This window comes from Arthrobacter sp. Soil_C_49 (assembly GCF_057656635.1).
Genome location: NZ_JBDGJZ010000013.1, coordinates 79,584 through 106,404, shown reverse-complemented (window position 1 = coordinate 106,404; position 26,821 = coordinate 79,584). Strand labels below are relative to the sequence as shown.

Genomic DNA, 26,821 nt, shown 5'->3' with positions numbered 1-26,821 from the left:
TACTGCTTCCTAGAGACTGCTGACTGCTAAACGTTCATTGGCGCGCGCACGTGCCCAGCTCTCAGCATCCAGCACGGATTCCACTGTCAGCCCGGAAGACCCTGGGTGTTCGCTGAGAACGGCGGCGATGGTGTCCACAATGTCGGTGAACCGGATGCGGCCTGCGTGGAACGCCGTGACGGCTTCCTCGTTGGCGGCGTTGAAAACCGCAGGGAAGGTGCTGCCCTGCTTGGCGGCGTCCTTGGCCAGGTCCACCGCGGGGAACGCGCCGACGTCCAGGGGCTCGAAGGTCCAGGTGGCGGCCCGGGTCCAGTCGCAGGCGGCGGCCGCTTTGGGGACCCTGTCCGGCCAGCCCAGGCCCAGGGCTATGGGAAGGCGCATGTCCGGCGGCGACGCCTGCGCGATGATGGATCCGTCGATGAACTGGACCATGGAGTGCACCACGGACTGGGGATGGACCACCACGTCGATCCGGTCCAGCGGCACATCGAAGAGCAGGTGGGCCTCGATGACTTCCAGCCCTTTGTTGACGAGGGTGGCGGAGTTGGTGGTGACCATCACGCCCATGTCCCACGTGGGATGGGCCAGCGCCTCCTGCGGCGTGACATCGTGGAGCCCCTCCCGGTTCCGGCCCCGGAGAGGGCCGCCGGACGCTGTGAGGATCAGCTTCTCCACCTCGCCGGCCGAGCCCGAACGCAGGCACTGGGCGATGGCCGAATGCTCCGAATCCACGGGCACGATCTGGCCTTCGCGGGCCGCAGCCTTGACCAGTTCCCCGCCCACAATCAGGGATTCCTTATTGGCCAGGGCCAGGGTTGCGCCGGACTTCAGCGCCGCGAGCGTTGGCGCGAGTCCGATTGATCCGGTGATGCCGTTGAGCACCACGTCAGCTTCCACTTCCGCGATCCTGGTAGAGGCATCCGGTCCGGCAATAATCTCCGGCCGGTAGCCGTGCTTCCCGGCTGCCGCGGCGGCCTCGGCCACCAGCGTTGCGAGTTTGCCGGCGTCTCCGCCGGCAATGCCGATGGCGCCGGCACCGGTGTGCACAGCCTGGCGGGCCAGGAGTTCCAGGTTTCCTCCCCCTGCGCTGAGCGCCACCACCTCAAAAAGATGCGGGGCGCCGTCGACGACGTCTATCGCCTGGGTGCCGATGGAGCCGGTGGATCCGAGGAGGGCGATCTTGCGTGGCTGCATCCGTTAAGTATCGCGCACCATCCCTCACCCCCGCGCCCTGACGGATTGGACCTTAACCCACTGCTCCTTGCCCCGGCAGCGCTCCTTGACCCGGCTCCTTGACCACAGGACGGCCGCGCGTAACGTGGATTGCGTGGACTGGCTCACGTGGTTTGATGCCCCGGAATACGAGTTCGCCCGGCAGGTGCTGCAGCGCGGGGTGGCAGCACTGTATTTTGTTGCGTTCCTGTCCTCGCTGAACCAGTTCCCGGCGTTGCTCGGTGAGCGGGGCCTCCTGCCGGCGCCGGAGTACCTTGCCGGGTTCAGCCGTTTGCGCCGGCCCACCCTTTTCCGCTGGCGCTATTCGGACCGGTTGCTGCGTGGGGTATGTGCGGCAGGGCTTGTGATCTCCGCCCTGATCGTTGCCGGCATCCCGCAAGCAGGGCAGCCGTGGGTTCCGCTGATTGCGTTCCTGGCCCTGTGGCTGCTGTACATGTCCATAGTCAACGTGGGCCAGACGTTTTACGGCTTCGGCTGGGAGATGCTCCTGCTGGAGGCGGGATTCACGGTGGCGTTCCTGGGTTCAGACCAGACCGACCCGCCGCGCACCATCCTGATCCTGATTGTGTGGCTCGTGTTCCGGCTGGAATTCGGTGCGGGCATGATCAAGATCCGCGGCGGCAGGGAATGGCGGGACCTGACTGCCCTCTACTACCACCATGAGACGCAGCCGATGCCCGGGCCGCTGAGCCGGCAGGCGCACCTGCTGCCCAAACCGCTGCACAAGGTGGAAGTGCTGGGCAACCATTTCGCCCAGCTGGTGGTGCCCTTCTTCCTGTTCGCGCCGCAGCCTGTTGCCAGCGTGGCAGCCGCGGTGGTCATCCTCACCCAGCTGTGGCTGGTGGCCAGCGGGAATTTCGCCTGGCTGAACTGGATTGCCATTGTGCTGGCCTTCGCCGCGGTGAGCGATCCGGTGGCCAATACCGTGTTCCCGGTGATCCCGCTGGACTGGCACGGCGGCGGCGCGGACCGGGAGACCCCGCTGTGGTGGCTGGGCATCACGCTGACCGCCACCTTGCTGCTGCTGGTCCTCAGTTACTGGCCGCTGCGCAACCTGTTCTCCAAGCGCCAGCTGATGAACGCCAGCTTCAACCGGTGGCAGCTGGTCAACACCTACGGGGCATTCGGATCGGTGACGAAGCAGCGCATCGAGATCGTAGTGGAGGGGACGCTGGACGACACCCCGGACGACTCTTCGGACTGGCGCGAGTACGGCTTCAAGGGCAAGCCCGGCGACCTCCGGCGGGTGCCCCGGCAGTGGGCCCCTTACCACCTGCGGCTGGACTGGCTGATGTGGTTCCTTCCGTTACGGACAGTCCACGAGGAGTGGTTTTACGCCTTCCTCGGCAAACTGCTGGAGGCGGACCGCCAGACGCTGCGGCTGCTCAGGCATGACCCGTTCGACGGCGTGGCGCCGCATCTGGTGCGCGTGCGCAGCTACCACTACCGGTTCTCAACCCGGAAGGAGTTCCGGGAAACGGGGAACCGTTGGGTGCGGACGCTGGTCCACGAGCCCATTCCGCCCGTATCGCTGCGGGGGTTCAGCGGACGGCGACGCTAGACGCGCTCTCCCGCCCGCCGCAGGACGGACTCGGCGTGCTTAAGGATGGGCCCGTCGATCATCTGGCCGTTGTACTGGAAGACGCCCTGCCCCGCTGCCGCTGCGGCCTGCAACAGCGCTGTTGCGGCCGAGACTTCGGCTTCGGATGGCGCGTACGCTTCCCGGACCACCGCTGCCTGGCCGGGGTGGATGCAGGCCTTGGAACTGAATCCGGAGGCGACGGCGTCCGCAGCTTCGACTGCCAGTCCGGCAAGGTCGGGGATGTTGGTGTAGACGGCGTCCACCGCTTCCTTGCCGAACGCCCTGGCGGCGACGAGAACTGTAGAACGGGCGTGCAGCGCGACAGCCCGGTAGCCGCCGTCGTCCGTCCTGCTCGAGGTTCCGCCCAGTGATGCCAGCAGGTCCTCGGCGCCCCACATGAGCGCCACCACGTTGGGGGCTGCCGCGATGGCGGGAGCGTTCAGGACGCCGGCGGCCGTTTCGCACAGGGCGATCACCTGGTAGCCGGCCAGGGCTTCGAGCTGGGCGGCGCTCTCGGCCTTGGCGAGCATGACCGTCCGGTACGGCGTGTGGGCCAGGCAGTGCAGGTCCTTCTCGAACTCCTCCGTGCCTGACGGATTGACCCGGATGATGGTCCGGCTGGGATCCAGCTCGGGTACGTCGCCGGCGGCTCCGAGCTGGGCCAGGATGGCACCGCGCGCACGCTGCTTGTCCGCCGGGGCCACGGCGTCCTCAAGGTCGAGGATCACGGCGTCCGCGCGGGTGGCGGCCTTCTGGTAGCGTTCCGGCCGGTCGGCAGGGCAAAAAAGCAGGGCAGGGCCCATCACAAAGCTCATACCGGTATTGTGCCCCTTTCGCCGCCCGGCTGCTGCCGGTGCGCGTCGCGGGTCCACATCAGGCAGCTGCGCGTGGCCAGTGCCACCACCGTGCCGTCCTGGTTGCGGCCGGTGTGCTCCATGGTAACGATGCCCTGGCCGGGCCGGGATGAGGAGAGCCGCTTCCCGCTGATCACCGTCTCGGTGTACAGGGTGTCACCGTGGTACAGCGGATGCGGGAAGGAGACGTCCGTCAGGCCAAGCTGGGCGATGATGGTTCCCTGGGTCAGCTGCGAGACGGACTGGCCCACCATCGTGGCCAGCGTGAACATCGAGTTGACCAGCCGCTGGCCGAACGGCTGCCCGGCGCTCCAGGCCGCATCGAGGTGGAGCGCCTGGGTGTTCATGGTGAGGGTGGTGAACAGGACGTTGTCCGCTTCGGTGACGGTCCGGCCGGGCCGGTGGGCGTACAGCACCCCCTCTTCCAGCTCGTCGAAGTACAGCCCGCGCTGCTCGATGACGCGCTGCTCCCCCGGGCTGGAGCCGGTGGTCGAAACCCCGTTCCCCGTCATACCGTCAGTTCCCGGTCTTCCTCAAAGAGTTCGGCGCCGGTGGCGGCAGCCACTTCCTCCACCGAGACGTTGGGCGCCAGTTCCCTCAGCACCAGCCGGGAACCCGAATCATCCGCCACCACATCGATGACTGCGAGGTCGGTGATGATCCGGTCCACACAGCCTTTGCCGGTCACGGGCAAAGAGCACTGCTCGACGATTTTAGGGTTCCCGCTCCGGTCAACATGTTCCATCATCACAATGACCTTCTTGGCGCCGAACACCAGGTCCATGGCCCCGCCCATGCCCTTGACCATCTTCCCCGGGATCATCCAGTTGGCGAGGTCACCGTTCTGGGCCACCTCCATGGCACCCAGAACGGCGACGTCCACATGGCCGCCGCGGATCATCCCGAACGACATGGCGGAATCGAAGAACGCCGCCCCCTTGTTGACCGTGACAGTTTCCTTGCCCGCGTTGATCAGGTCCGGATCAACGGCATCATCCGCGGGATAAGGGCCGACGCCGAGGATTCCGTTTTCGGAGTGCAGCACCACTTCAACGCCGGCAGGGATGTAGTTGGGGATCAGGGTGGGCATGCCGATCCCCAGGTTGACGTACTGGCCGTTGCTGAGTTCGCGGGCCACCCGGGCGGCGAGTTCGTTCCTGGTCCAGCCTTTGGCGCCGGTGCCGTCTGCTGCCATTTCATGCTGTTGGGCCGCCCGGCGGTACTCGGGCCGGACGCCTTCGGGACGCGGGGCGTAGGGGCTGTTCGGGTCCATGGCTAGGCTCCTGCCTGCGGGTTGCCGCTGATTTGGTTGGACGCGTTCGGGTGGCTGCCGTTCCCGGCCCCCGCTGCCAGGGAGACCGTCCGCTTTTCGATGCGTTTCTCGGCATTCGCGGCCACCACCACACGCTGGACGAAGATGCCGGGCGTGTGGATGTGTTCAGGATCCAGCTCACCGGGTTCCACGAGCTCCTCCACCTCGGCAATGGTGATCCGGCCGGCCATGGCGCACAGCGGGTTGAAGTTCATGGCGGTGGCGTGGAACACCAGGTTCCCGTGCCGGTCGCCCTTCCAGGCGTGGACCAGCCCGAAGTCCGGGGTCAACGCCTCTTCCAGCACATAATCCACACCGGCGAAGGAACGTACCTCCTTCGGTGCCGACGCGATCGCAACCCGGCCCTCGGCGTCGTACTTTTGCGGCAGGCCGCCCTCGGAAACCTGCGTGCCTACCCCGGCCTTGGTGTAGAAAGCCGGAATGCCGGCACCGCCGGCGCGCAGTTTTTCGGCCAGCGTTCCCTGCGGCGTCAGAACCACCTCGAGTTCCCCGGCCAAATACTGCCGGGCGAACTCCTTGTTTTCGCCGACATAGGAGCTGATGGTGCGGCGGATGCGGCCGTCGCGCAGCAGGATGCCCAGGCCCCAGTCGTCCACGCCGCAGTTGTTGCTCACCGTTTCCAGCCCTGAGGTTCCGGCCTGGTGGAGGGCGTCGATGAGGGTGACCGGGATGCCGCACAAGCCAAATCCGCCCACGGCCAGGGATGCGCCGTCCGGGATGTCCGCCACAGCCTCCTCCGCGCTGGCAACAACCTTGTTAATCATCGGTGATCCTTTCAGGCCGGCTACAGTCCCTGCTCGTACAAACCCGGTTCCTACAGACCCAGTTCGCGGGCGATCAGCATCAGCTGGACCTCCGTGGTGCCCTCCCCCACTTCAAGGATCTTGGAGTCGCGGTAGTGGCGTGCCACGGTGAACTCGTTGATGAAGCCATAGCCGCCGAACACCTGGGTGGCATCCCGCGCATTGTCCATGGCCGCCTCGCCTGCGACCATCTTAGCGATGGCCGCCTGGGTCTTGAACGGCTTTCCGGCAAGCATGCGGGAGGCCGCATCGTAGTAGGCCAGGCGGGCGGTGTGGGCCCTTGCTTCCATCCGGGCAATCTTGAACGAGATGGCCTGGTACTTGCCGATCTGGTGTCCAAAAGCGCTGCGTTCCTTGGCGTATTTGACCGAGAGGTCCACGCAGCCCTGGGCCGCACCCGTGGCCAGGGCTGCGATGGCGATGCGGCCCTCGTCCAGGATGGACAGGAAGTTGGCGTAACCGCGGCCTTCCGCCCCCAGCAGGTTTGCTTCCGGAACCCGGACATCCTTCAGGGTGAGCGGGTGGGTGTCCGAGGCGTTCCAGCCCACCTTGTTGTACGGCTTCTCCGCCTTGAAGCCTGGCGTGTCGGTGGGCACCAGGATGGTGGAGATTTCCTTCTGGACGGAGCCGTCCGCGCGTTCCTTCTGCCCGGTGACGGCGGTGACGGTAACCAGGCGGGTGATGTCGGTGCCCGAGTTGGTGATGAACTCCTTGTTGCCGTTGATCACCCACTCGCCATCCTCCCGCCGGGCGTGCGTCTTGGTGCCGCCGGCGTCCGATCCTGCTTCCGGCTCGGTCAGGCCAAAGCCGGCGAGCGCCTGGCCCGACGCGAGCATGGGCAGCCACTGCTGCTTCTGTTCCTCTGTGCCGAAGCGGTAGACAGGCATGGCGCCCAGCGACACCCCTGCCTCGAGGGTGATCGCCACCGACTGGTCCACGCGGCCCAACTGCTCCAGTGCGAGGGCCAGGGCGAAGTAGTCCCCGCCCATCCCGCCGAATTCCTCGGGGAAGGGCAGCCCGAACAGGCCCATCTCCGCCATCTGTTTGACCACTTCGTACGGGAAGCTGTGCTCCTCGTCGTGCTTGGCCGATACCGGTGCCACTACTTCGTCCGCGAATTCCCGGACGGTGTTGCTGAGGTCCTGGTATTCCTCGCTGAGTTCAAAACCTGCCATGGCTAGGCTCCTTCGCCTGTTGCGTCTGTGTCTGGGATTGCGTCCGTGTGGCTGGTGCTGCCGGCGGCGCGATGCGGATGGATGGTGGCCAGCACCTGATCCGCCTTCACGAGGTCGCCGGGGCGGGTGCTGAGGTGCACGGTTCCGTCCAGCGGGGCCAGCAGCTGGTGCTCCATCTTCATGGCCTCCACGGACACGAGCACCTGCCCGCTGGTGACGGCGTCCCCGTCACTGACCGGAACGGACACCACCGTGCCCGGCATGGGCGAGCGCACGGCCGGATCGGCTGTGCCCTCCTCCCGCTCGATGGCGGCAAGCACCCGTTCAAGCCGCGCCTCCCGCGTCAGCACTTCCAGCCGGCAGGACCAGCCCTCGTTGCCGAGGAAGATTTCGGAAGCCACGGGGTTGTCCGGGCCGGATGGATACGGTCCGGGCTGCACCCTGGCCAGTGCGAACATTACGGACTCATCGTCAAGAGTGATCTCTGCGTGGCCGGCACCAGGAACACCCAGTGTGGCTTTACGCCGGGGGCCGCCATCCACAGCAACGGTCGCAGTCCCCTGCTGCGCGGATTCGAACACCTGCACTGTTGCCACACCGCCATCGGGCGTTCCGAGGCTGATCCGGCGCGGCGCGGGCGTGCCCAGCCGCCAGCCATTGCGGGCGTGCCACGGGCCGGGCGGTAACTCGCCACCCTCTGGCCCCTCGGCCGCAATTGCGAAGAGGGCTGCCGCCACCAGTTCGGCCTCACCCACCCGGCGGAAGGCGAGATCCGGCAGCTTCCGCTCGATCAGGCCGGTGTCCAGGCGGCCGGCGCGGACCTCGGGATCGTTGAGCAGCAGCCGCAGGTATTCGACGTTCGTGTCCAGGCCCAGGGCCGTGTAGCCGGCGAGCGCATTGTCCAGCGTGTCGAGGGCTGCTGCGCGGTCTTCACCCCAGGCGATGACCTTGGACATCATGGGGTCATAGCTGGAGGACAGCTCAAGGCCTTCCACCAGGGAGGAATCCACCCTGACCCGGCCCTTGCCGGCGGCCGCCTCCACGCCGGGGGTGACGCTGGACCGCTGCCTGGGCCCGGGCAGTTCGTCCAACAGGAGGACTGTTCCCGTAGACGGCAGGAAATTCTTTTCAGGCACCTCCGCGTAGACGCGGGCTTCCACGGCATGTCCCGTCAGTTCGACGTCGGCCTGCCGGAGGGTAAGTTCCTCGCCGGCGGCGATCCGCACCTGCCATTCGACCAGGTCCACCCCCGTGACCATCTCGGTGACCGGATGCTCCACCTGCAGTCGGGTGTTCATCTCCATGAAGTAGAACTCGTCCGGCGCCTCGTCAGACACCAGGAATTCCACGGTGCCGGCGCCGCTGTAATTGACGCTGCGGGCAGCGTTGCAGGCGGCGTCGCCGATGCGGGCGCGGATGGCCTTCCCCTCCGGCAGTGCTTCGAGCAGGGGCGAGGGGGCCTCCTCGATGACTTTCTGGTGCCGCCGCTGCAGCGAGCATTCACGCTCGCCCAGATGGATGACGTTGCCGTGGTTGTCGGCCAGTACCTGCACTTCGATGTGGCGCGGGGTGGTGACCAGGCGTTCCAGGAACAGCGTGTCATCACCGAACGCGCTCGCTGCGACCCGCCGGGCCGTGGCCAGCGTGCCCGGGAGGTCCTCCGGGCGTTCCACCACCTGCATGCCTTTGCCGCCGCCTCCCGCGGAGGGCTTGATCAGGAGCGGAAACCCGACGGCGGCCGCAGCCTCTACCAGTTCGGCGTCCGTCATGCCGGGGCGGGCCACCCCGGGGACCACCGGAACGCCGTAGGCCGCAACGTGGTTCTTGGACCGGATCTTGTCCCCCATCATGGTCAGCGCCTCGATGCCCGGGCCAATGAAGGTGATCCCGGCCTGGTCCAGGGCGCGGGCAAACTCAGCGTTTTCGCTCAGGAAGCCGTAGCCGGGGTGGACCGCTTCGGCCCCGGTCTGGCGGCAGGCTTCAATGATGGCATCGATCTTCAGGTAGCTCTCTGTTGCCGCTGCGGGGCCGATCCGCACGGCAGTGTCAGCTTCACGGACGTGCCGGGCACCGGCGTCGGCATCGCTGTATACGGCGACCGAACGGATGCCGAGGCCGCGCAGGGAACGGATCACGCGGCAGGCGATTTCACCGCGGTTGGCCACCAGCACGGTTCCGAAGAGCGGCTTAAACGCGGTGGGCGGGCTGGTAAGGGAAGGCGTGGTCATACCGCTCACATCCTGAAGAGGCCGAAGGAGGTTTCGGGCAGCGGGGTGCGGGACACCACGTCCAGCGCCAGGCCCAGGACGGTCCGGGTGTCGGCGGGATCAATCACGCCGTCATCCCACAGCCGCGCCGTGGAGTAGTACGGACTGCCCTGGTCCTCGTATTGCCGGCGGATGGGTGCCTTGAAGGCTTCCTCGTCCTCGGCTGACCATTCCTGGCCGGCCGCCTCGTACTGCTCACGCTTTACGGTGGCCAGCACGCTGGACGCCTGGTTGCCGCCCATCACCGAGATGCGCGCCGCAGGCCACATCCAGAGGAACCGCGGTGAGTAGGCACGGCCGCACATGGAGTAGTTGCCGGCGCCGAACGAGCCGCCGATGACCACCGTCAGCTTGGGCACCCGTGCGGTAGCGACCGCCGTGACCATCTTGGCGCCGTTTTTGGCGATCCCGCCCTGTTCGGAGTCCTTGCCCACCATGAACCCGGAGATGTTCTGCAGGAACACCAGCGGGATCCCGCGCTGGTCGCACAGCTCGATGAAATGCGCCCCCTTGAGCGAGGACTCACTGAACAGCACGCCGTTGTTGGCCACGATGCCCACCGGGTGTCCATGCAGCCGGGCGAAGCCGGTCACCAGGGTGGTGCCGTACTCCTTCTTGAATTCATGGAACCGGCTGCCGTCCACAAGCCTTGCAATGACTTCGTGGACGTCGTACGGGGCGTTGACGTCCGTGGGCACCGCGCTGTAGAGCCCGTCTGGTTCTAGGGACGGTTCGACGGCGGCACTTACGTCCCACGCAGACGGTCCGGGCGGCGGCAGCGTGGCCACAATGTCTCGGATGATCTGCAGCGCGTGTTCGTCGTTCTCGGCAAGGTGGTCGGTCACGCCCGAAATCCTGGAATGCACCTCCCCGCCGCCGAGCTCCTCGGGGCTGACGATCTCGCCGATCGCCGCCTTCACCAGCGGCGGCCCGCCCAGGAATATGGTGCCCTGGTTCCGGACGATCACTGTCTCGTCGCTCATGGCGGGTACGTAGGCGCCGCCGGCAGTGCAGGAGCCCATAACGGAGGCGATCTGCGGAATCTTGGCGGCGGAGAGCCGGGCCTGGTTGTAGAAGATCCGGCCGAAATGGTCACGGTCCGGGAAAACCTCATCCTGCTTGGGCAGGAAGGCGCCGCCGGAATCCACGAGGTAGATGCAAGGCAGCCGGTTCTCCAGGGCAATTTCCTGGGCCCTGAGGTGCTTCTTGACGGTCATCGGGTAGTAGGTTCCGCCTTTGACCGTGGCGTCGTTGGAGATCACCAGCACGTGGCGGCCGTGGACCAGTCCAATCCCGGCGATGACCCCAGCGCCGGGGGCCTCGTTGTTGTACATCCCGTTGGCTGCCAGCGGCGCGATCTCCAGGAACGGGCTGCCATCGTCCAGCAGCTGGTCGATGCGCTCGCGGGGCAGAAGCTTTCCCCGTGCCACATGGCGCTGCCTGGATTTTTCCGGGCCGCCCAGTGCTGCATCGGCCAGTTTCTTCCGCAGCTCTTCGGTGAGTTCCAGCTGGGCGGCACGGTTCGATGCGTATGCCTCGGCAGTTGCATCAAGCCGGGTGGCAAGGGTCTCCATCAACGGTCCGTTCCTGTTCCGGTCCGAGCACTTTTACGGCAACTCGGTTAGCGCCCAATAACTGAAATTCAGGTTAGTCTGGATTAACTGTGAAGTCCACCACATAGCTGCTCTTGCTAAGATCTGCGGGATCCGAGGAGGAAATGTGCGCAGCACCGATGCCACGCAGACGGGCCCGTCAATACAAGGGCCAACAACACAAGGTTCAACTCCACAGGGCCCGCCGACGGTTGGCCCTTCAACGCCTGGTCCTTCAACGCCTGGTCCTTCAACACAGCGGGGCCAGGCGAAGGAGAGCCGCCGGCAGGCGCTGCTCTCGGCTGCGGCGTCGCTTTTTGCGGTCAACGGGTTCAACCGTGTGTCGCTGGAGGACCTGGGGTCGGCGGCCGGGGTCAGCGGGCCCGCTGTCTACCGCCACTTTCCCGGAAAACAAGCGGTCCTCGCCGATCTTCTGGTGACTGTCAGCCAGGAGTTGCTCGATGGCGGCCGCGAGGTTGTTACCCGGAACCCCGACCCTGCTTTGGCCCTGCGGCGGTTGGTGGAATTCCAGGTGGACTTCGCCCTGGGCAAGCCGGACGTCATCCGCGTCCAGGACAGGGATTTCAGCAACCTCTCGGAACAGGACCAGGCAGCCGTGCGGGCGCTGCAGCTGGGTTACGTCGAGGTGTGGGTTGATGTCCTCGCCAAGCTGCACCCGGACACCGACGTCGGCGAACTCCGGATGCGGGCTCACGCCACCTTCGGACTGATCAACTCAACACCGCACTCGGTGCGCAGCCACGGCCGGAAAATGGCCGCCCGCTCCGCCCGGCCGCTGCTGGAAAGCATGGCCCTGGCCGCGCTGCTGGTGGACGCCCCGGAACCCGCCCCCTAACACTGGAGTTTTGTCCAGATATGCAGGGATAAACCGCCTCGAAGACTGCATATCTGGACAAAAACTCCCGGGCTGGCTAGACCATGGTGAGGACCATGCCCGGGTCAGCCAGGACGGCACCCACATCCGCCAGGAAGCGCGAGCCTTGTTCCCCGTCCACCAGGCGGTGGTCAAAGGACAGGCTCAGCGTGAGGACCTGGCGCAGGGCCACCTGGCCCTGGTACTCCCATGGCATGTTCCGCACGGCGCCGAGGGCGAGGATAGCGGCCTCCCCCGGATTGAGGATGGGAGTGCCCGCGTCAATCCCGAAGACGCCGATATTGGTGATGGAGATGGTTCCGCCGGACAGGTCAGCCGGTGTGGTTTTGCCGGCCCGCGCGGTTTCCGTCAGCTCGGTCAGCGCGTCCGCCAGCTGAAGGAGGGACAGCGCGTCAGCATCCTTGATATTGGGCACGGTCAGTCCGCGCGGCGTGGCGGCTGCGATGCCCAGGTTTACATAGTTGAAGGTGACAATCTCCTGCTTCGCCTCGTCCCACCGCGCATTGAGCGCGGGGTTCCGGCGCAGGGCGATCAGGACGGCCTTCGCCGCGAGGGTGAGCGGCGTCAGTTTGTGGCCGCTGAACTCACGGCTTCCCTTGAGCTTTGCCAGCAGCTCCATGGCCGGAGTGACGTCCACTGTAAGGAACTCCGTGACGTGCGGGGCGGTGAAGGCGCTCTCCACCATGGCCGCCGCCGTAAACTTGCGGACTCCCTTGATGGGCGTCCGGGTCTCCCGATCCTGCCGGGGCTGAACCCCGGCCGGCTGAACTATGTCCTGTCCGGACGAGCCGGCGTCCGCGGACTGTCCGTCCACAAAATGCTGGACGTCCTCGCGGGTGATCAGCCCTTGCGGGCCTGTCCCGGGCACCAGGGCGAGGTCGACTCCCAGGTCCCTGGCGAACTTCCGGACCGGAGGTGTGGACCGGGGCCGGGTTTCGAGGTGATGGGGTTCGGCAGGCTCAACCACCGGGGACCGCGTTTCGACAGGCTTGGTTTCGGCAGGCTCAACCACCGGCGGCCGGGTTACGGTTGTGTCAACCGATGAGGCAAGGTTGCGTTGGCGCCGCATTGGCCTGCCGGAACTTTCGACGACGGCGCCGTACCCCACCAGGTTAGGTTCCCGTTTGGCTGGTGCCGGCTCCTGTTCCTGTTCCTGCCCTGCCGGGGACGAAACGGGGGCGACGGCCGGCCCGGAGGAGGTTCCGGCGTCGTCCGCCACTTCAAACGAGACGATAGGCTTGCCCACCTCCACGATGGTGCCGGGCTGCTCATGCAGTTCTTTGATAACCCCAGCAAAAGGGGACGGAAGCTCCACCACAGCCTTGGCGGTTTCCACCTCTGCGATCACCTGGTTAAGGCTGACCGTATCCCCCACGCCCACCTTCCAGCTGAGGATTTCCGATTCGGTGAGTCCTTCGCCCAGGTCCGGGAGCCGGAATTCCTTGATCATGGTGTCGCTCATCCTTCCAGCCCGCTGAGGGAGTTCGGCCGGCCCAGGGCCCGGTCCACGCCGTCGAGGATCCGGTCCAGGCCGGGCAGGTGGTGCATTTCCAGCTTGGAATACGGGTACGGGATGTCGAAGCCCGTGACCCGGACCGGGGCCGCCTCAAGGTAGTAGAAGCAGCGTTCGGTGATGCTGGCCGCCACCTCGGCACCAAGGCCGCCCGACTGGCCGGCTTCGTGCGTCACCACCAGGCGGCCGGTCTTACGGACGGAGGCAACAACGGTGTCGTAGTCCACCGGTGCCAGCGAGCGCAGGTCGATGACCTCGATGGAGATCCCTTCATCGGCAGCGGCCGAAGCGGCATCCCGGGCAGTCTTGACCAGCGGGCCGTAGGCCACGAGGGTGACGTCGGCGCCCTCGGTGACCACGCGGGCCCGGTCCATGGGGACGGCTGTCCGCGGATCCATATTCTCGTCCACCTCGCCTTTGTCGTGGTAGCGGCGCTTTGGCTCGAAGTACAGCACGGGGTCGTCGCAGGAGATGGCCTGCTGGATCACCGTGTGGGCGTCCTGCGGGTTGGAGACGGTCACCACGCGCAGGCCGGACGTGTGCGTGAAGTACGCTTCCGGCGATTCGGAATGGTGCTCCGGGGAGCCGATGCCGCCGCCGAACGGGACCCTGATGGTGATGGGCATCTTGACGGCGCCCCGGGTGCGGTAGTGCAGCTTGGCCACCTGGCTGACGATCTGGTCAAACGCAGGATAGATAAAGCCGTCAAACTGGATTTCCACTACAGGGCGGTAGCCGCGGTAAGCCAGCCCCACGGCCGTGCCCACTATGGCCGATTCAGCCAGGGGCGTGTCCACAACGCGGTGCTTGCCGAAATCCTTTTGCAGCCCGTCAGTCACCCTGAAGACGCCACCCAGCGCGCCGATGTCCTCGCCCAGGAGGACCACTTTGGGATCGTTTTCCAAGGACTTTCGCAGGCCGGCGTTAATAGCGCGGGCAAAGGTCATCTGGGTCATCAGCGTGCACCTTCTTCTGATACGGCTTCTGCGGGATCGCCGAACGAAGCCAGGTAACGGGCGTAGTGGTCCTGCTGCCGGTCCAGCCAGGAGTTGGGTGTGCTGTAAACGTGCTTGAAAACGTCCAGCGGTTGCGGGTCCGGCATGGCGGTGCAACCTGCACGCATTTCCCGGGCGACGGCGTCGGCCTTGTCTTTGACCTGCTGCTGCAGTTGGGGGGTCAGCAGGCCTTTGCGGTCCAGGAGTGCTTCAACACGGGTGATCGGGTCCCTGGCGGCCCAATCCTCCAGTTCATTGGCATCCCGGTAGCGGGTTGGATCGTCTGCTGTGGTGTGCGGGCCCATTCGGTAACTGACGGCTTCGATGAAGGTGGGGCCCCCGCCGCGGCGCGCGCGGTCCAGGGCGACCCTGGTTGCGGCCATCACCGCCAGGACGTCGTTGCCGTCCACCCGCAGGCTGGGGATCCCGAAACCGGCAGCCCTGTCCGCCAATTGGATGTGCGACTGAAGCCGTACGGGTTCGGAGATGGCCCAGTGATTGTTGGTGCAGAAAAACACCACCGGCACCTGGAAGCTCGCGGCAAAAACCATGGCCTCGTTGACATCGCCCTCACTGGTGGCGCCGTCGCCGAAGTACGTCACCGCCACAGAATCTGCTCCGTCGTTCTGGATGCCCATGGCGTAGCCGGTGGCATGCAGGGTCTGGGCGCCGATGATGATCTGCGGCGTGGCCATGTTGATGGAGTACGGATCCCAGCCCGAGGAGGCGTTTCCGCGCCAGACCCGGACGATGTCCGTCAGGTCAACACCCCGGCAGTAGGCAACGCCGTTTTCGCGGTAGCTGGAGAAGACGAAGTCATCCTTGCGAAGGGCCCGGCCGGAGCCGATCTGCGCCGCTTCCTGTCCGAGCAGCGGGGGCCACAACGCGAGCTCACCCTGGCGCTGCAGGGCGGTGGCCTCGACGTCGATGCGCCGGATGACTGTCATATCCTCGAACAGCGAACACAGCTGTTCGTCGGTGATGTCCTGCACCCAGGGATCGAATTCCGGGTGGCTGATCCGCTCCCCTGAAGGGGTGACCAGCTGGACGAGTCCCCTTCCCGTTCCGGGAGTCTCCGCACCGGTGAAATCAGCAGCACTGGGGACACTTGCGCTGCCTTGGCCCATTCCGTCTGTAGACACGATAGCCGCAACCTCTCACGTCGTTGACCTGCGGATTCGAAGGACTTGTGGTCCCGCTGCCGCCGGCCTTCCGGGCGCCGTTGCCCCGGATAACTGTGACCCTACTCACAATGCTCATAGGGTACAACCACCATGGCCGCCACTGAGCAAAATGCTCTGTCCGGCCGCTCCGGACGGTGCTAACGTTGCGCATTATGCAAGCTCTGGATGGCACTGACACCCGCCTGCTTTCAGCCCTGGCCCAGGATCCGCGGCGGACAGTGGTGGCCCTGGCCCAGAAGCTCGGGCTGTCCCGGAATACCGTGCAGGCCCGGATGGCCCAGCTGGAGAAGAAGCACGTTTTCCTGTCCTTCGAACGCCGGATCAATCCGGTGTCGCTGGGCTACCCGCTGATGGCTTTTATTTCCGTCCACGTCCAGCAGCAAAAGCTCGCCCAGTTGGCCAAAGACCTGGCCGACGTACCCGAAATCCTCGAAGGCTACGGGCTTACCGGCTCCGCCGACCTGCTGCTTCGCGTGGTGGCCCTGGACGCGGAGGATCTTTTCCGGATCAACGGGAAGATCCTTGCCTGCGACGGCGTGGAGCGCACGGACACCGCCCTGGCCATGGGGGAACTCGTCCCGTTCCGGGTCCAGCCCCTGCTCGAGCGGGGTTCGCAGGGCGCTTAGGCCTGCGCGCAAGAGGCCGGAACACGCAGCTGCTGCACTGCCTGCCTGCCATAAAGTACGACGGCGGCCACGCCCGCTATAGGCTGTTGCAAGTTATCCACGGGTGCCGTCCACCGGCTCCCGCGACCAGGCGGTGCCATGCACCCCGCCGGAAAGGCTCCATCTTGAGCAATCCTCAGGAACCGTACCAGCCGGGAGACCCCGGGTCCGCACCGCAGCAACCGCCTGCCCCCACCCGGCAGCCGCCGGTGGACCGCGTGGAGGCGGCCTACCACGCGGCGTCCGGTGCACCCCAGACTCCCTCCGGTGCGTACCAGGCTCCGGTCGGTGGGTACCAGGCTCCAGCCACCAAGTACGAGGAAGCCACTCCGTTTGGCCTTCCCGGCCAGCAGCCCCCGGCCAAGGGCCGTCGCAAACTCTGGATCATCCTGGGCAGCATCGGCGGCGTACTGCTGCTGGTGGTCCTGGGGATCATCATCCTGGTGAACGTGGCGGGCAGTGCCACCAACGAGGCACGGGGCCTTGCTGACGGCTTCACCAAGCTGGTCATCGCTGGCGACAACGCCAAGGCCTATGACGACTACCTCGACCCTGCCCTGAAGGAGCAGTTGTCCAAGGAAGCCTTCGTCACCGGCGTCGGCAGCCTGGAAATGAACGACTCCTGCAAGCCGTCCTACAACGACCTCAAGGTAAGCACCGAAAACGGCGTCAAGGCCGCGGACGTGGCCGGCGTCATCACCTGTGACGGCAAGGAAGTTGACCTCGCCTACCGTTTCGAAGGCACGGACGAGATGAAGATGACCAACATCAAACTCCGGCCGAAGGCCTAGCAGCAACAGCATCAGGGATAACAAAAAAGTGCCTCTGCGCCGAAGCGCAGAGGCACTTTTTGTTGCCTGTATAGAGTGGCAGGCCCCGGAAAATTTAGTGGTTGACCGCTTTCTCCGCGCCCACGCCGGTAAGTGACCGGACCTCCATCTCGGCCTGCTTGGCCGTGTCTTCGCGCTTCTTGTCCAGGACCGTTCCCAGCCAGCCCAGGAAGAATGCCAGCGGGATGGACACGATGCCCGGGTTGCTCAGCGGGAAGATCGCGAAATGGGCGTCCTTGATCATGGAGGTTGCCCCGCCGGAAACCACCGGCGAGAAGATGATCAGGATAATCGCCGCACCCAGCCCGCCGTACATGCTCCATACTGCGCCCTGGGTGGTGAACTTCCGCCAGAAGAGCGAGTAGATGATGGTGGGCAGGTTGGCCGAGGCAGCCACGGCGAAGGCCAGTGCCACCAGGAACGCCACGTTCTGCCCGTTGGCGAGGATGCCGCCCAGGATAGCGAGGATGCCGATGACCACCACCGTGCGCCGGGCCACCCTGACTTCAGTGTCGGCGTCGGCCTTCCCCTTGGAGATCACATTCGCGTAGATGTCATGCGCGAAGGACGCCGCCGCGGTAATGGTCAGGCCGGCCACCACGGCGAGGATGGTAGCAAAGGCCACCGCCGAAATGAAGCCCAGCAGCAGCGGGCCGCCCAGATGGAAGGCCAGCAGCGGTGCCGCCGCGTTCACGCCGCCCGGCGCCGACTTGATGGTGTCCGCACCAACGAGCGCCGCCGCACCGTAACCGAGCACCAGGGTGAAGAGGTAGAAGAGCCCGATCAGCCAGATCGCCCAGACCACGGACTTGCGCGCTTCCTTGGCGGTGGGAACCGTGTAGAACCGCATGAGCACGTGCGGCAGGGCCGCCGTGCCCAGCACCAGCGCCAGGCCCAGGGACATGAAGTCCAGCTTGGAGGTTTCCGTCTTGCCGTACTGCAGGCCCGGATTCAGGACAGCTGGATTGTTGGCCGTTTCCACCGCACCGCCCAGGAGGGCCGACAGGTTGAAGCCGTAGATGGCCAGGACCCAGAACGTCATCACCGCGGCGCCCGCGATGAGCAGGATGGCCTTGATGATCTGCACCCAGGTGGTGCCCTTCATGCCGCCGATGAGCACGTACATGATCATCAGGGCGCCGACGACGATGATCACCAGCGCCTGTCCGCCCCAGTCGCTGATTCCCAGCAGCAGCGAGACCAGGCTTCCGGCGCCTGCCATCTGGGCCAGGAGGTAGAAGAAGCAGACAGCGAGCGTTGAAATGGCGGCGGCGATGCGGACAGGCCGCTGCTGAAGCCGGAAGGACAGGACGTCGGCCATGGTGAACTTGCCCGTGTTGCGGAGGAGCTCGGCAACAAGCAGCAGGGCCACGAGCCAGGCCACCAGGAAGCCGATGGAATACATAAAGCCGTCGTACCCGTTGATGGCGATGGCGCCGGTGATGCCCAGGAACGAGGCGGCCGAGAGGTAGTCGCCGGCAATGGCGGTGCCGTTCTGGGATCCTGTGAAGGAGCGGCCGGCGGCGTAGTAGTCCGCTGCCGTTTTATTGTTCCGGCTGGCGCGGAAGACAATCACCATGGTCACGGCGACGAAGAGGCCGAAAATACCGATGTTGAGCAGCGTGGTGTCCTTGAGGGCGGCAACATCCACCGCAGTTGCGATCCCGATCATTTACCTACCCCGCCTACCCGGTTGCCATCTTTATCAAATTCGTGTCCCTCGATCTCGTTGCGGATCTCCGCGGCGATGGGGTCGAGCCGCTTGTTGGAGTAGTGGACGTACCAGCTGGTGATGGCGAAGGTCGAGACGAACTGGAGCAGGCCCAAAATCAGGCCGATGTTGATGTTGCCCCAGACCTTGGTGGACATAAAGCCCACGGCGTAGTCCGCCAGCAGGACGTAAGCGAAGTACCACAGCAGGAATGCGACTGCCATGGGAAAGACAAAGCTGCGGTGACGCTTGCGCAGTTCCTGGAACTGCCCGGTCGACTGGACCTGTTCAAAGTCCACGGACGCCGCTGCGTCCGGAGTGTGGGCCTCGTTACCCATCGTTCCTCCTCATTGAGACTTGCCTTGACACACCCGCCGCAAATCCCGGACAGGAAAACCGCAAGCGTGACTGCAATCACTCTGCTTCCGGCGGCATCCCACATGCCATACCTGGCCCGCCCGGCGTCGCTCAACGGTCGGGATGCTGCGACAAACGGCACCCGCCGCTACGCTGGGCACCATGCTGGACTCCCCCCTCCTGACTGCCGCGGCCGTGGCCGTCATCGCCATGGCCGTCGCCGTCGTCGTCGGCGTGGGGCTCAAGGTCCTCCGCTCCTTCCGCGACCTGGGCACCGACGCGGAACGCGCCACGTACCACACCCTGCACGCCGCGTCCCAGGCCGGGCAGCACCTGCGCCGCGGCCTGAACCCCGCCGGCGCGGCGAAAGCCAGCCGGCACCTGCGGACGCTGCTGGGCTGCGAGGCGCTGGCCATCACCGACACCACCGGGGTACTGGCGTGGGACGGAGCGGCCGAAGAACTGAAACCGCAGGTGATGCGCCTGGCTGAAGGGGTGCTGGCGGGCGGCAGGACGGCCGTTCTTCCTGCCGGCAGCCCCACAGGTGCGGACGGCGTGCCAAAGGATGGAACCGGCGGTCCGCTGGCAGCGGTGATTGCGCCGGTGCGCGCGGGCACCCGAGTGGTGGGGGCAGTAGCTGCTTTCGCGCCGTCGGCGGGTGCCGGACTGGTCCGGGCCACCAGCGAAGTGGCCGACTGGGTGGCCGTCCAGGTGGAGCTCGCCGAACTGGACGCATCACGGACGCTCCTGATGGAAGCCGAGGTGCGGGCACTGCGCGCCCAGATCAGCCCGCACTTCATCTACAACTCACTGAACGCCATCGCGTCCTTCATCAACACCGACCCCGCCCGCGCCCGCGAACTGGTGGTGGAGTTCGCCGATTTCACCCGCTACTCCTTCCGGCGCCACGGCGACTTCACCACCCTTGCCGAGGAACTCCGCTGCATCGACCGCTACCTGCTCCTGGAACGCGCCCGGTTCGGCGAGCGCGTGCAGGTCAGCCTCCGGGTGGCACCCGAGGTCCTGAGCACCGTCATCCCCTTCCTCAGCCTGCAGCCGCTCGTGGAAAACGCCGTGCGGCACGGGCTGGAGGCCAAGGAAGGACCGGGGCACATCAGCATCACCGCCAACGACGCCGGAGCGTTCGCCGAAGTGACCATCGAGGACGACGGCGTGGGCATGGACCCCGCCCGGCTGCAGTCCACGCTGGCCGGCCATACCGACGGCGTCCACGTGGGCCTGCGGAACGTGGACGCCCGCCTCCGCCAGGTCTATGGCAACGACCACGGCCTGGTCATCGAGACCGCGCCCGGCGAGGGAACGATGATCACCATGCGTGTGCCCAAGTCCCAGCCCGGCCACGACGCGTGACGGCAGGCGCATCCGGCGCGGCCGCGGAAGCTAACCTAGGAGGATGATTAACGTCCTCGTCGTCGATGATGAGCTGCCCGCCGTCGAGGAACTGGCGTTCCTGCTGGGCCGGGATGACCGTATCGGCACCGTCCTGCGCGCCACCTCCGGCAGCGAGGCCCTCCGGGCACTGTCCGCGGGCCAGATCGACGCCGTTTTCCTGGACATCCACATGCCGGCAGTGTCCGGGCTGGATATCGCCCGCGCCATCAGCGGGAGCAGGAATCCCCCCGCCGTGGTGTTTGTGACCGCCGACGAGGACCACGCATTGAAGGCCTTCGAACTCGCCGCCGTGGACTACCTGCTCAAGCCGGTCCGTGCCGAGCGGCTGGCACGGTCCGTGGGGCGTATCAGTGAACTGCGCGACGGCGGGCCGGCGCCGGAGATGATCACAGTGGACCAGGGCGGTACCACCAGGATGATCCGGCGCGACGACGTGACGTACGTCCAGGCCCAGGGTGACTACGCGAGGCTGCACACGGCAGATGCGAGTTACCTGATCAGGGTCCCGCTGGCCGATCTTGAACAGCAGTGGGCGGATGCGGGCTTCATCAGGACCCACCGTTCCTACCTCGTTGCCCTGAAGCACGTGACCTCCATGAAGCTGGCAGCGGACGGGCCCAGCGTCACCGTCGCGGGGGCCGGACTGCCCATCAGCCGCCGCCACCTGCCAACGGTCCGTGAAAAGCTGGGGGCAACCCGGATCAGGCCGCACGCATGACCAGGGTGCGTGTCACTGCTCCGCGGTCCGCAGCCCTGGCCGCCAGGGAAACCCTGGAAGCCGCGCAGGACTCCGAGGTAGGGCAGCTGTTCGTCAGGTCCCTGATCAGGTCCCAGCTGCGGCTGGCCCTGGTGGTGGCCGGCGGGTTCCTGCTGATCCTCGGCGCCTTCCCGTTGCTTCTCGCCGTGGTGCCCGGGCTGTCGGAAACCCGCATCGCCGGGATCCCCTTCGACTGGCTTCTCCTAGGCGCGGGAATCTACCCCCTGATCGGGCTCAGTGCCTGGTTCTATGTCCGCACCGCGGCCCGCAACGAAGCGCGGTACCGGGACCTGGCCGGTGACCAGTGAACCGGAACCCCGCCGCTAAGAACATCCGCGGGCAGGGACCGGTGACGGCAGCATGAACCCTGGCGTGGCCATCGCCGCGCTCGCTGTGGTCTCCGTGGCCACCGCGGTCATCGGCTTCTACGGCCTGCGGATCTCCCGCACCACGGGAGATTTCTACGTTGCCTCCCGGACCGTCCGGCCCTGGTGGAACGCCTCGGCGATCGGCGGCGAATACCTCTCCGCCGCAAGCTTCCTGGGCGTTGCCGGACTGATCCTGCTCTCGGGAACGGACGCATTGTGGTTTCCGGTCGGCTACACGGCCGGGTACCTGATGCTGCTGCTGTTTGTTGCCGCTCCGCTGCGCCGGTCCGGCGCCTACACCATCCCTGACTTCACCGAGGCACGGCTGGACTCACTGGTTGTCCGCAAGGTCACCAGCCTCGTGGTGGTGCTGGTGGGCTGGCTCTACATCGTGCCGCAGCTCCACGGCGCCGCCCTGACCATCCGGATCACCACCGGTCTGCCTTCCTGGGTGGGATCGGTGGCGGTGGTGATCGTGGTGTGCCTGACAGTTGTAGCCGGCGGCATGCGCTCCATCACCTTCGTGCAGGCGTTCCAGTACTGGCTCAAGCTCACCGCGCTGGCCGTCCCCATCCTGTTCATCATCTTTATGCTCGCCGGAAACGGAACACCCGCACTGTCCCCTCCTGCGGTAAACCCCACCAGCCTGCCCCCTGCCGGCGCCTACCAGAACGTGTCACTGCTGGTGGCCCTGCTCTTCGGCACCCTCGGGCTGCCGCACGTCCTGGTCCGGTTCTATACCAACCCGGACGGGCAATCGGCCAGGCGGACCACGCTGATCGTCCTCGGCCTGTTGTCCGTGTTCTATCTTTTCCCCACCGCGTACGGGCTGGTGGCCAGGGTCTTCGCGCCGGGCCTGGCCCGCGCCAACCAGGCCGACGCCATGGTGCTGCTGCTGCCGGGGGAACTGGTGGGCGGTGCAGCAGGGGACCTGCTCTCCGCCCTGGTGGTGGCCGGCGCTTTTGCCGCCTTCCTGTCCACCACCTCCGGCCTGGTGGTGTCCCTGGCCGGCGTCATCAGCCAGGACGTCCTCGGCGGCGAAGTAGGCGGATTCCGGCTCGCTGCGGTGATCTCCGCCGTCGTACCCCTGGGGTTCGCCTTTATGACCGACTCCCTGGCCCTGGCCGGCAGCGTGGGCCTGGTTTTCGCGTTCACCGCCTCCACCGTGTGCCCGGTGCTCCTGCTGGGCATCTGGTGGCGGGGCCTGACCGACGCCGGAGCCATCGCCGGGATGGTGACGGGCGGAATCCTGTGCGGCGGGGCGATGATCGCCGGAGCCCTGGTGGGGGCTTCAAACCTGGCACCCTGGCTGGCGCAGCCGGCAGCGTGGACGGTGCCCGCCGCCTTCGCCGTGATGGTGGCCGTATCGCGCGCCACCACGCACAGGGTGCCCAAAACGATGGCGCGGGTCATGACCAGGCTGCACACTCCGGAAAGGCCGCTGGCCACGGAACGCTGATCCCGCCGTGGGCCGTCCGGGCTTTTGCCTGCAACGGTCCTTTTTCCTCGCGCCGCCGGCCGTGATGGGAGAGAATGGCGCCATGTCCATCGAGGGCGAAAGCCCGGCCGGAGTTCCTCCGTCAGTGCGGGCGCAACTGCTGGCCACTGAGCATTGGGGCCTGCTTGCCTCGCGCAGCACCACCCAGGGCGAGGTACTGACCCGGATCAGCATGTTCCTCACCTTCACCTCCGCCAGCGTGGTGAGCGTGGCGCTGGTAGGCCAGGCCACGAAGTTTTCGGAAGCCTTCGTGATGCTTGCGGTGATTGTCCTCTGCATCGACGTGGCCATCGGGCTCCTCACCCAGGTCCGGGTAATGAACGTGGCCCAGGAGGACCTGATGTACGTGACGGCGATGAACCGGCTGCGGGCGGCGTACGTGGATCTTGATCCTGGGGTGGCGCCGTACCTGATGGCCGCGTACCACGATGACCAGGCCGGTTCCGTGCAGACTTATTTCTTTTTCGGCAGGAGAAGCTCACAGAGCCAGGTAGCCGGGAGCAGCATGGTCTTTATGAGCGCCGCGAACGCGGCGCTCATCGCCATCCTCTCGGGCCTGCTGCTGACGCTCCTCGGGGCAGGGACGACGGCGGCCGTCATCACGGGCGCGGTCTTCGGCCTGGCTTTTTTGGCCGGTTCCGCCTACCTCGGGTACCGGGCCTATGCAGCGATCTGGCAGAGGTTCACGCCGCTCTCCCCCACTCCCGCTGGGCCTACTCTCCCGGGCGGGGAATGAACCGCCTCAGTCGATGGCTGCCATCAGTTCAACCACCCGGTCCAGGAATGCGTCCACCTGCGTTTCCTCGTAGCCGTCCCCTCCCACGGCGGGACGGAAGACTGCCCGGCGGACATTGTCCACGCTGAGCGGCTTGTCCTGTTCGAGGTACGCCACCAGTTCGCGGCACAGCCGGTCCACGTCGGCCGTGTTGTAGCTGCGGGCCTTCTTCTTGGCGGGCCTGCGGAATCGCTCGCCGTCGGGCCGGTGCAACCGGCCCCGGAGGATGCCGGACAGGTTCCCGATTTCGCGCAGCCACGCCTCCTCGCCCCGTTCAGCGATCAGCTCGTCCCGCTCCCGGCGCGCAAACGCGTCCTCAAGGCGGTCCAGGGCCGCGTCCACAACAGCGGCGGAATAGCCGCCCTTCACGGGGTCAAAGGAAACACCCCGGACATCGGAGCTGTTGATCGGGTGCGAGGCGGACTCGGGAGTTTCCAGGGAGACCCGTGCACGCTGCAGGAACTGGTCCACCTGCTTGGCGTTGTAACCGTATTCGCTGCGCTGCACACGCTCAAAGGACGCAGGGATCTGCCGATGAATGTCCAATGCCACTTTGATTCCTTCAATGCTCTTCGGCCGTATCGCTTCTGCCCCAGTTTAAGGGCGCCGGGACCGGCAAGGTTTGTGTCAGGCTGCGCGCGTCTCAGGTTGCAAGCGCGTGCTGCATACGTGTCAGGCTCCGGCGAGCAGCCCGTACAGGATGAATACCACCGGCGAGGCGAACACGATCGAGTCGAGCCGGTCCATCACGCCGCCGTGACCGGGCAGGATGCTGCTCATGTCCTTGACGCCAAGTTCGCGTTTGACCATGGACTCGGCGAGGTCGCCGGCCGTGGCGGCCGTTACCGTTCCGACTGCCAGGATGATGCCCACCCACCATGGTTTGTCCAGCACAAAGAGGCTGGCAAGGACGCCGATCAACATGGCGCCCGCCACAGAGCCGGCGAATCCTTCCCAGGACTTCTTCGGGCTGATCTTCGGGGCCATGGGATGCTTGCCCAGGGATGCGCCCACCAGGTAGCCGAACGTGTCGTTGGACACCACCAGCAGCAGCATCACCGCCACCTGCCACGCGCCGTCGGGAATGGCTCCGCCCGGCCAGAGCCCCAGCGGGGTGGCCCCTCCTGCGGCATGCAGCGGAAGCGCGGCGAAGCTGATGAAGAACGGCACCCAGCCCAGGGCGAACACCCCGGCGAAGATGCTGTTGGCGGAGCCTGCCGCGCTCTCAACGGACCGCCACAGCAGGACAGCCACCGAGCTCAGCAGCATGGCAAAAAGCAGGCTCTCGATGCCGCCCAGGTAGGCGCAGAACGGCATGGCCACGGTGCCCGTCATCACCGGCACGATGGGCATCCTGGTGCCGTTGGCTTCCAATGCCCGGTAGATTTCCCACACGCCAAAGACGGCGAACGTGGTGGTGACCGCCACGAACCCCAGCGGGAGGAACAGCAGTCCGCCCAGCACTGCGAACAGCATGGCCAGGCCCACCACCACCGCGGCCGGCAGGTTCCGTCCGGCCTTCGGCGTTGGATTGCTCCTGGGCTGCTTCCCCCGTGTGCGCGCCCGTTGTGCCGGGGCCTGCTCTGCCTGGCCCATCAGACTTCGAGCAGCTCTGCTTCCTTGCGCTTCAGCAGCTCGTCAATGCCGTCAACATGCGCCTTGGTCAGGCCGTCCAGTTCCTTTTCGGCCCGGGTGCCCTCGTCCTCGCCGGCCTCGCCGTCCTTGACCAGCCGGTCCAGGGTTTCCTTGGCCTTGCGGCGGATGTTGCGGATGGACACCTTGGCGTCCTCGCCCTTGGTCTTGACGATCTTGACGTATTCCTTGCGGCGTTCCTTGGTCAGCTCCGGAATGGTGATCCGGATGACGTTGCCGTCGTTGGACGGATTGGCGCCCACTTCGGAATCGCTGAGCGCACGCTCGATATCCCGCAACGCGGTCTTATCGAACGGGGTGATCAGGATGGTGCGGGCGTCCGGGATGGCGAAGGAAGCGAGCTGCTGCAGCGGTGTGGGGGAACCGTAGTAGTCCACCAGGACCTTGTTGTAGAGTCCCGGGTTTGCCCGGCCGGTGCGGATGGAAGCGAAGTCTTCCTTGGCTACTTCAACGGCCTTGTCCATCTTTTCTTCGGCTTCGAGCAAGGTTTCTTCTATCACGGTCTCTCCTGATGATTCTGGTGCAGTCCGGGGCGCCGGCTCCGTGCACGTGGTTCTCGGTTGCTGTTTTCCGTCCCCCGTCCGTAAAGGCGGGGGCGGAACTGTCCTGAAAACATCCTAGCCGCAGCTAGGTGGTGACCAGCGTGCCGAGCTTTTCACCCAGGATGGCGCGGGTGACGTTGCCTTCGCCCTCCATGCCAAAGACCACCATGGAGAGGTTGTTGTCCTTGCACATGGTCATAGCGGTCTGGTCCATCACGCGGATGTCGCGGCGCAGGGCGTCGTCGTAGCTGAGGGTTTCAAGCCGCTCGGCCGAGGGATCCTTCTTGGGGTCCGCGGTGTAGACGGCGTCCACCCCGCTCTTGGCCATCAGGACGACGTCGGCATGGACTTCAAGTGCACGCTGGGCGGCTACGGTGTCGGTGGAGAAGTACGGGAGTCCGGCGCCTGCACCGAAGATGACCACGCGGCCTTTTTCCATGTGCCGGATGGCGCGGCGCGGAATGTACGCTTCGGCAACCTGTCCCATGGTGATGGCGCTCTGGACCCGGGTTTCGACGCCGGCCTGCTCCAGGAAGTCCTGGAGCGCCAGGCAGTTCATCACCGTTCCGAGCATGCCCATGTAGTCGGCCCGTGAGCGGTCCATGCCGCTCTGGGACAGTTCGGCGCCGCGGAAGAAGTTGCCGCCGCCAACCACGATGGCAACTTCCACTTCAGGGACTGCTGCGGCGATCTGCTTGGCGACGTCGCGGACGGTCTCCGGGTCAACGCCCAGCTTCCCGCCGCCGAAAACCTCTCCGGAGAGCTTCAGGAGGACACGGCGTCGACTTTTCTCTGGTTGCATTACAGTGTTGACGGCTTCCATGAT

General features: G+C 66.0%; 26 protein-coding genes. 9 read left to right on the top strand and 17 right to left on the bottom strand.

Annotation, left to right across the window (positions count from 1 at the left end):
* Nucleotides 1-9: 9 nt before the first annotated feature.
* The gene (dxr, locus tag AC3A4Z_RS18200) at nt 10-1,194 is read right to left on the bottom strand and encodes a 1-deoxy-D-xylulose-5-phosphate reductoisomerase (RefSeq protein ID WP_498713037.1); all 1,185 of its coding nucleotides are present in this window, start codon (nt 1,192-1,194) and stop codon (nt 10-12) included.
* Nucleotides 1,195-1,327: 133 nt separating this feature from the next.
* Here dxr and AC3A4Z_RS18195 point away from each other — a divergent pair, with 133 nt between their 5' ends.
* A complete protein-coding gene (locus AC3A4Z_RS18195) occupies nt 1,328-2,794 on the top strand; it encodes a lipase maturation factor family protein (protein WP_498713035.1) in 1,467 nt (488 codons plus the stop codon).
* Here AC3A4Z_RS18195 and AC3A4Z_RS18190 read toward each other — a convergent pair.
* Genes AC3A4Z_RS18190 through AC3A4Z_RS18160 form a run of 7 tightly spaced genes read right to left on the bottom strand, consistent with a single transcriptional unit; the run spans nt 2,791 to nt 10,821 of the window.
* Nucleotides 2,791-3,630: an HpcH/HpaI aldolase/citrate lyase family protein gene (locus AC3A4Z_RS18190; protein ID WP_498713033.1), complete on the bottom strand. Its 840-nt coding sequence runs from the start codon at nt 3,628-3,630 to the stop codon at nt 2,791-2,793. The two genes, AC3A4Z_RS18195 and AC3A4Z_RS18190, sit on opposite strands and share 4 nt — an antisense overlap.
* Nucleotides 3,627-4,181 (bottom strand): MaoC/PaaZ C-terminal domain-containing protein, encoded by a 555-nt coding sequence (locus AC3A4Z_RS18185; protein WP_493970510.1) that lies wholly within the window; start codon nt 4,179-4,181, stop codon nt 3,627-3,629. Before AC3A4Z_RS18185 ends, AC3A4Z_RS18190 begins: the two co-directional genes overlap by 4 nt.
* Nucleotides 4,178-4,942 (bottom strand): CoA transferase subunit B, encoded by a 765-nt coding sequence (locus tag AC3A4Z_RS18180; RefSeq protein ID WP_498713031.1) that lies wholly within the window; start codon nt 4,940-4,942, stop codon nt 4,178-4,180. The genes AC3A4Z_RS18185 and AC3A4Z_RS18180 overlap by 4 nt, the downstream gene beginning before the upstream one ends.
* 2 nt (nt 4,943-4,944) lie before the next feature.
* Nucleotides 4,945-5,766: a CoA transferase subunit A gene (locus tag AC3A4Z_RS18175; protein WP_498713029.1), complete on the bottom strand. Its 822-nt coding sequence runs from the start codon at nt 5,764-5,766 to the stop codon at nt 4,945-4,947.
* Nucleotides 5,767-5,816: 50 nt separating this feature from the next.
* The gene (locus AC3A4Z_RS18170; protein WP_493970507.1) at nt 5,817-6,980 is read right to left on the bottom strand and encodes an acyl-CoA dehydrogenase family protein; all 1,164 of its coding nucleotides are present in this window, start codon (nt 6,978-6,980) and stop codon (nt 5,817-5,819) included.
* Nucleotides 6,981-6,982: 2 nt separating this feature from the next.
* Entirely contained in the window at nt 6,983-9,208 is a 2,226-nt protein-coding gene (locus AC3A4Z_RS18165; protein WP_498713027.1) for an acetyl/propionyl/methylcrotonyl-CoA carboxylase subunit alpha, read from the bottom strand.
* A gap of 5 nt (nt 9,209-9,213) precedes the next feature.
* A complete protein-coding gene (locus AC3A4Z_RS18160) occupies nt 9,214-10,821 on the bottom strand; it encodes a carboxyl transferase domain-containing protein (RefSeq protein WP_498713025.1) in 1,608 nt (535 codons plus the stop codon).
* A 181-nt stretch (nt 10,822-11,002) separates the two neighbouring features.
* Here AC3A4Z_RS18160 and AC3A4Z_RS18155 point away from each other — a divergent pair, with 181 nt between their 5' ends.
* Nucleotides 11,003-11,695, top strand: coding sequence for an SACE_7040 family transcriptional regulator (locus AC3A4Z_RS18155; protein WP_498713102.1), 693 nt, complete (start codon nt 11,003-11,005; stop codon nt 11,693-11,695).
* Between the two features lie 76 nt (nt 11,696-11,771).
* Here AC3A4Z_RS18155 and AC3A4Z_RS18150 read toward each other — a convergent pair whose 3' ends face one another.
* From AC3A4Z_RS18150 to pdhA, 3 genes are read right to left on the bottom strand one after another with little or no spacing between them, the layout of a single operon-like run.
* Nucleotides 11,772-13,196 (bottom strand): dihydrolipoamide acetyltransferase family protein, encoded by a 1,425-nt coding sequence (locus AC3A4Z_RS18150; RefSeq protein WP_498713024.1) that lies wholly within the window; start codon nt 13,194-13,196, stop codon nt 11,772-11,774.
* Nucleotides 13,193-14,203, bottom strand: coding sequence for an alpha-ketoacid dehydrogenase subunit beta (locus AC3A4Z_RS18145; RefSeq protein ID WP_455833897.1), 1,011 nt, complete (start codon nt 14,201-14,203; stop codon nt 13,193-13,195). Before AC3A4Z_RS18145 ends, AC3A4Z_RS18150 begins: the two co-directional genes overlap by 4 nt.
* Complete coding sequence (gene pdhA / locus AC3A4Z_RS18140) at nt 14,203-15,384, bottom strand: pyruvate dehydrogenase (acetyl-transferring) E1 component subunit alpha (RefSeq protein ID WP_498713022.1); 1,182 nt, start codon at nt 15,382-15,384, stop codon at nt 14,203-14,205. Before pdhA ends, AC3A4Z_RS18145 begins: the two co-directional genes overlap by 1 nt.
* 194 nt (nt 15,385-15,578) lie before the next feature.
* On the opposite strand from pdhA, the gene AC3A4Z_RS18135 reads away from it, so the two are divergent.
* Complete coding sequence (locus AC3A4Z_RS18135; protein ID WP_498713020.1) at nt 15,579-16,052, top strand: Lrp/AsnC family transcriptional regulator; 474 nt, start codon at nt 15,579-15,581, stop codon at nt 16,050-16,052.
* 164 nt (nt 16,053-16,216) lie between these two features.
* Nucleotides 16,217-16,882, top strand: a complete 666-nt coding sequence (locus AC3A4Z_RS18130; protein ID WP_498713018.1) for a hypothetical protein — start codon at nt 16,217-16,219, stop codon at nt 16,880-16,882.
* Between the two features lie 94 nt (nt 16,883-16,976).
* Here AC3A4Z_RS18130 and AC3A4Z_RS18125 read toward each other — a convergent pair whose 3' ends face one another.
* Together AC3A4Z_RS18125 and AC3A4Z_RS18120 are read right to left on the bottom strand one after the other, a co-directional pair.
* Nucleotides 16,977-18,593, bottom strand: a complete 1,617-nt coding sequence (locus AC3A4Z_RS18125; RefSeq protein ID WP_498713016.1) for a monocarboxylic acid transporter — start codon at nt 18,591-18,593, stop codon at nt 16,977-16,979.
* Nucleotides 18,590-18,970: a DUF485 domain-containing protein gene (locus AC3A4Z_RS18120; protein ID WP_498713014.1), complete on the bottom strand. Its 381-nt coding sequence runs from the start codon at nt 18,968-18,970 to the stop codon at nt 18,590-18,592. The genes AC3A4Z_RS18125 and AC3A4Z_RS18120 overlap by 4 nt, the downstream gene beginning before the upstream one ends.
* 181 nt (nt 18,971-19,151) lie before the next feature.
* On the opposite strand from AC3A4Z_RS18120, the gene AC3A4Z_RS18115 reads away from it, so the two are divergent.
* From AC3A4Z_RS18115 to AC3A4Z_RS18095, 5 genes are all read left to right on the top strand, one after another.
* Nucleotides 19,152-20,360, top strand: a complete 1,209-nt coding sequence (locus tag AC3A4Z_RS18115; RefSeq protein WP_498713012.1) for a sensor histidine kinase — start codon at nt 19,152-19,154, stop codon at nt 20,358-20,360.
* Between the two features lie 43 nt (nt 20,361-20,403).
* Entirely contained in the window at nt 20,404-21,120 is a 717-nt protein-coding gene (locus tag AC3A4Z_RS18110; RefSeq protein ID WP_493970496.1) for a response regulator, read from the top strand.
* The gene (locus AC3A4Z_RS18105) at nt 21,117-21,467 is read left to right on the top strand and encodes a DUF485 domain-containing protein (protein WP_498713009.1); all 351 of its coding nucleotides are present in this window, start codon (nt 21,117-21,119) and stop codon (nt 21,465-21,467) included. Before AC3A4Z_RS18110 ends, AC3A4Z_RS18105 begins: the two co-directional genes overlap by 4 nt.
* 52 nt (nt 21,468-21,519) lie before the next feature.
* Nucleotides 21,520-22,986: a sodium/solute symporter gene (locus AC3A4Z_RS18100; protein ID WP_498713007.1), complete on the top strand. Its 1,467-nt coding sequence runs from the start codon at nt 21,520-21,522 to the stop codon at nt 22,984-22,986.
* An 82-nt stretch (nt 22,987-23,068) separates the two neighbouring features.
* Nucleotides 23,069-23,761: a hypothetical protein gene (locus tag AC3A4Z_RS18095; protein ID WP_498713005.1), complete on the top strand. Its 693-nt coding sequence runs from the start codon at nt 23,069-23,071 to the stop codon at nt 23,759-23,761.
* 6 nt (nt 23,762-23,767) lie between these two features.
* On the opposite strand, the gene AC3A4Z_RS18090 is transcribed toward AC3A4Z_RS18095, so the two are convergent.
* The 4 genes from AC3A4Z_RS18090 to pyrH form a co-directional block, all read right to left on the bottom strand.
* Nucleotides 23,768-24,352, bottom strand: a complete 585-nt coding sequence (locus AC3A4Z_RS18090) for a DivIVA domain-containing protein (RefSeq protein WP_498713003.1) — start codon at nt 24,350-24,352, stop codon at nt 23,768-23,770.
* 120 nt (nt 24,353-24,472) lie between these two features.
* Entirely contained in the window at nt 24,473-25,396 is a 924-nt protein-coding gene (locus tag AC3A4Z_RS18085; protein WP_498713001.1) for a phosphatidate cytidylyltransferase, read from the bottom strand.
* Nucleotides 25,396-25,953: a ribosome recycling factor gene (gene frr / locus AC3A4Z_RS18080; RefSeq protein WP_493970491.1), complete on the bottom strand. Its 558-nt coding sequence runs from the start codon at nt 25,951-25,953 to the stop codon at nt 25,396-25,398. Before frr ends, AC3A4Z_RS18085 begins: the two co-directional genes overlap by 1 nt.
* Nucleotides 25,954-26,080: 127 nt before the next feature.
* Nucleotides 26,081-26,818: a UMP kinase gene (pyrH, locus tag AC3A4Z_RS18075; RefSeq protein WP_050055739.1), complete on the bottom strand. Its 738-nt coding sequence runs from the start codon at nt 26,816-26,818 to the stop codon at nt 26,081-26,083.
* Between the last annotated feature and the right edge of the window lie 3 nt (nt 26,819-26,821).

Coding starts and splice junctions, on each gene's coding strand:
- dxr (WP_498713037.1), bottom strand. CDS start 1,194: ATGCAGCCACGCAAGATCGCCCTCCTCGGATCCACCGGCTCCATCGGC.
- AC3A4Z_RS18190 (WP_498713033.1), bottom strand. CDS start 3,630: ATGAGCTTTGTGATGGGCCCTGCCCTGCTTTTTTGCCCTGCCGACCGG.
- AC3A4Z_RS18185 (WP_493970510.1), bottom strand. CDS start 4,181: ATGACGGGGAACGGGGTTTCGACCACCGGCTCCAGCCCGGGGGAGCAG.
- AC3A4Z_RS18180 (WP_498713031.1), bottom strand. CDS start 4,942: ATGGACCCGAACAGCCCCTACGCCCCGCGTCCCGAAGGCGTCCGGCCC.
- AC3A4Z_RS18175 (WP_498713029.1), bottom strand. CDS start 5,766: ATGATTAACAAGGTTGTTGCCAGCGCGGAGGAGGCTGTGGCGGACATC.
- AC3A4Z_RS18170 (WP_493970507.1), bottom strand. CDS start 6,980: ATGGCAGGTTTTGAACTCAGCGAGGAATACCAGGACCTCAGCAACACC.
- AC3A4Z_RS18165 (WP_498713027.1), bottom strand. CDS start 9,208: ATGACCACGCCTTCCCTTACCAGCCCGCCCACCGCGTTTAAGCCGCTC.
- AC3A4Z_RS18160 (WP_498713025.1), bottom strand. CDS start 10,821: ATGGAGACCCTTGCCACCCGGCTTGATGCAACTGCCGAGGCATACGCA.
- AC3A4Z_RS18150 (WP_498713024.1), bottom strand. CDS start 13,196: ATGAGCGACACCATGATCAAGGAATTCCGGCTCCCGGACCTGGGCGAA.
- AC3A4Z_RS18145 (WP_455833897.1), bottom strand. CDS start 14,203: ATGACCCAGATGACCTTTGCCCGCGCTATTAACGCCGGCCTGCGAAAG.
- AC3A4Z_RS18135 (WP_498713020.1), top strand. CDS start 15,579: ATGCAAGCTCTGGATGGCACTGACACCCGCCTGCTTTCAGCCCTGGCC.
- AC3A4Z_RS18125 (WP_498713016.1), bottom strand. CDS start 18,593: ATGATCGGGATCGCAACTGCGGTGGATGTTGCCGCCCTCAAGGACACC.
- AC3A4Z_RS18120 (WP_498713014.1), bottom strand. CDS start 18,970: ATGGGTAACGAGGCCCACACTCCGGACGCAGCGGCGTCCGTGGACTTT.
- AC3A4Z_RS18115 (WP_498713012.1), top strand. CDS start 19,152: ATGCTGGACTCCCCCCTCCTGACTGCCGCGGCCGTGGCCGTCATCGCC.
- AC3A4Z_RS18110 (WP_493970496.1), top strand. CDS start 20,404: ATGATTAACGTCCTCGTCGTCGATGATGAGCTGCCCGCCGTCGAGGAA.
- AC3A4Z_RS18105 (WP_498713009.1), top strand. CDS start 21,117: ATGACCAGGGTGCGTGTCACTGCTCCGCGGTCCGCAGCCCTGGCCGCC.
- AC3A4Z_RS18100 (WP_498713007.1), top strand. CDS start 21,520: ATGAACCCTGGCGTGGCCATCGCCGCGCTCGCTGTGGTCTCCGTGGCC.
- AC3A4Z_RS18095 (WP_498713005.1), top strand. CDS start 23,069: ATGTCCATCGAGGGCGAAAGCCCGGCCGGAGTTCCTCCGTCAGTGCGG.
- AC3A4Z_RS18085 (WP_498713001.1), bottom strand. CDS start 25,396: ATGGGCCAGGCAGAGCAGGCCCCGGCACAACGGGCGCGCACACGGGGG.
- pyrH (WP_050055739.1), bottom strand. CDS start 26,818: ATGGAAGCCGTCAACACTGTAATGCAACCAGAGAAAAGTCGACGCCGT.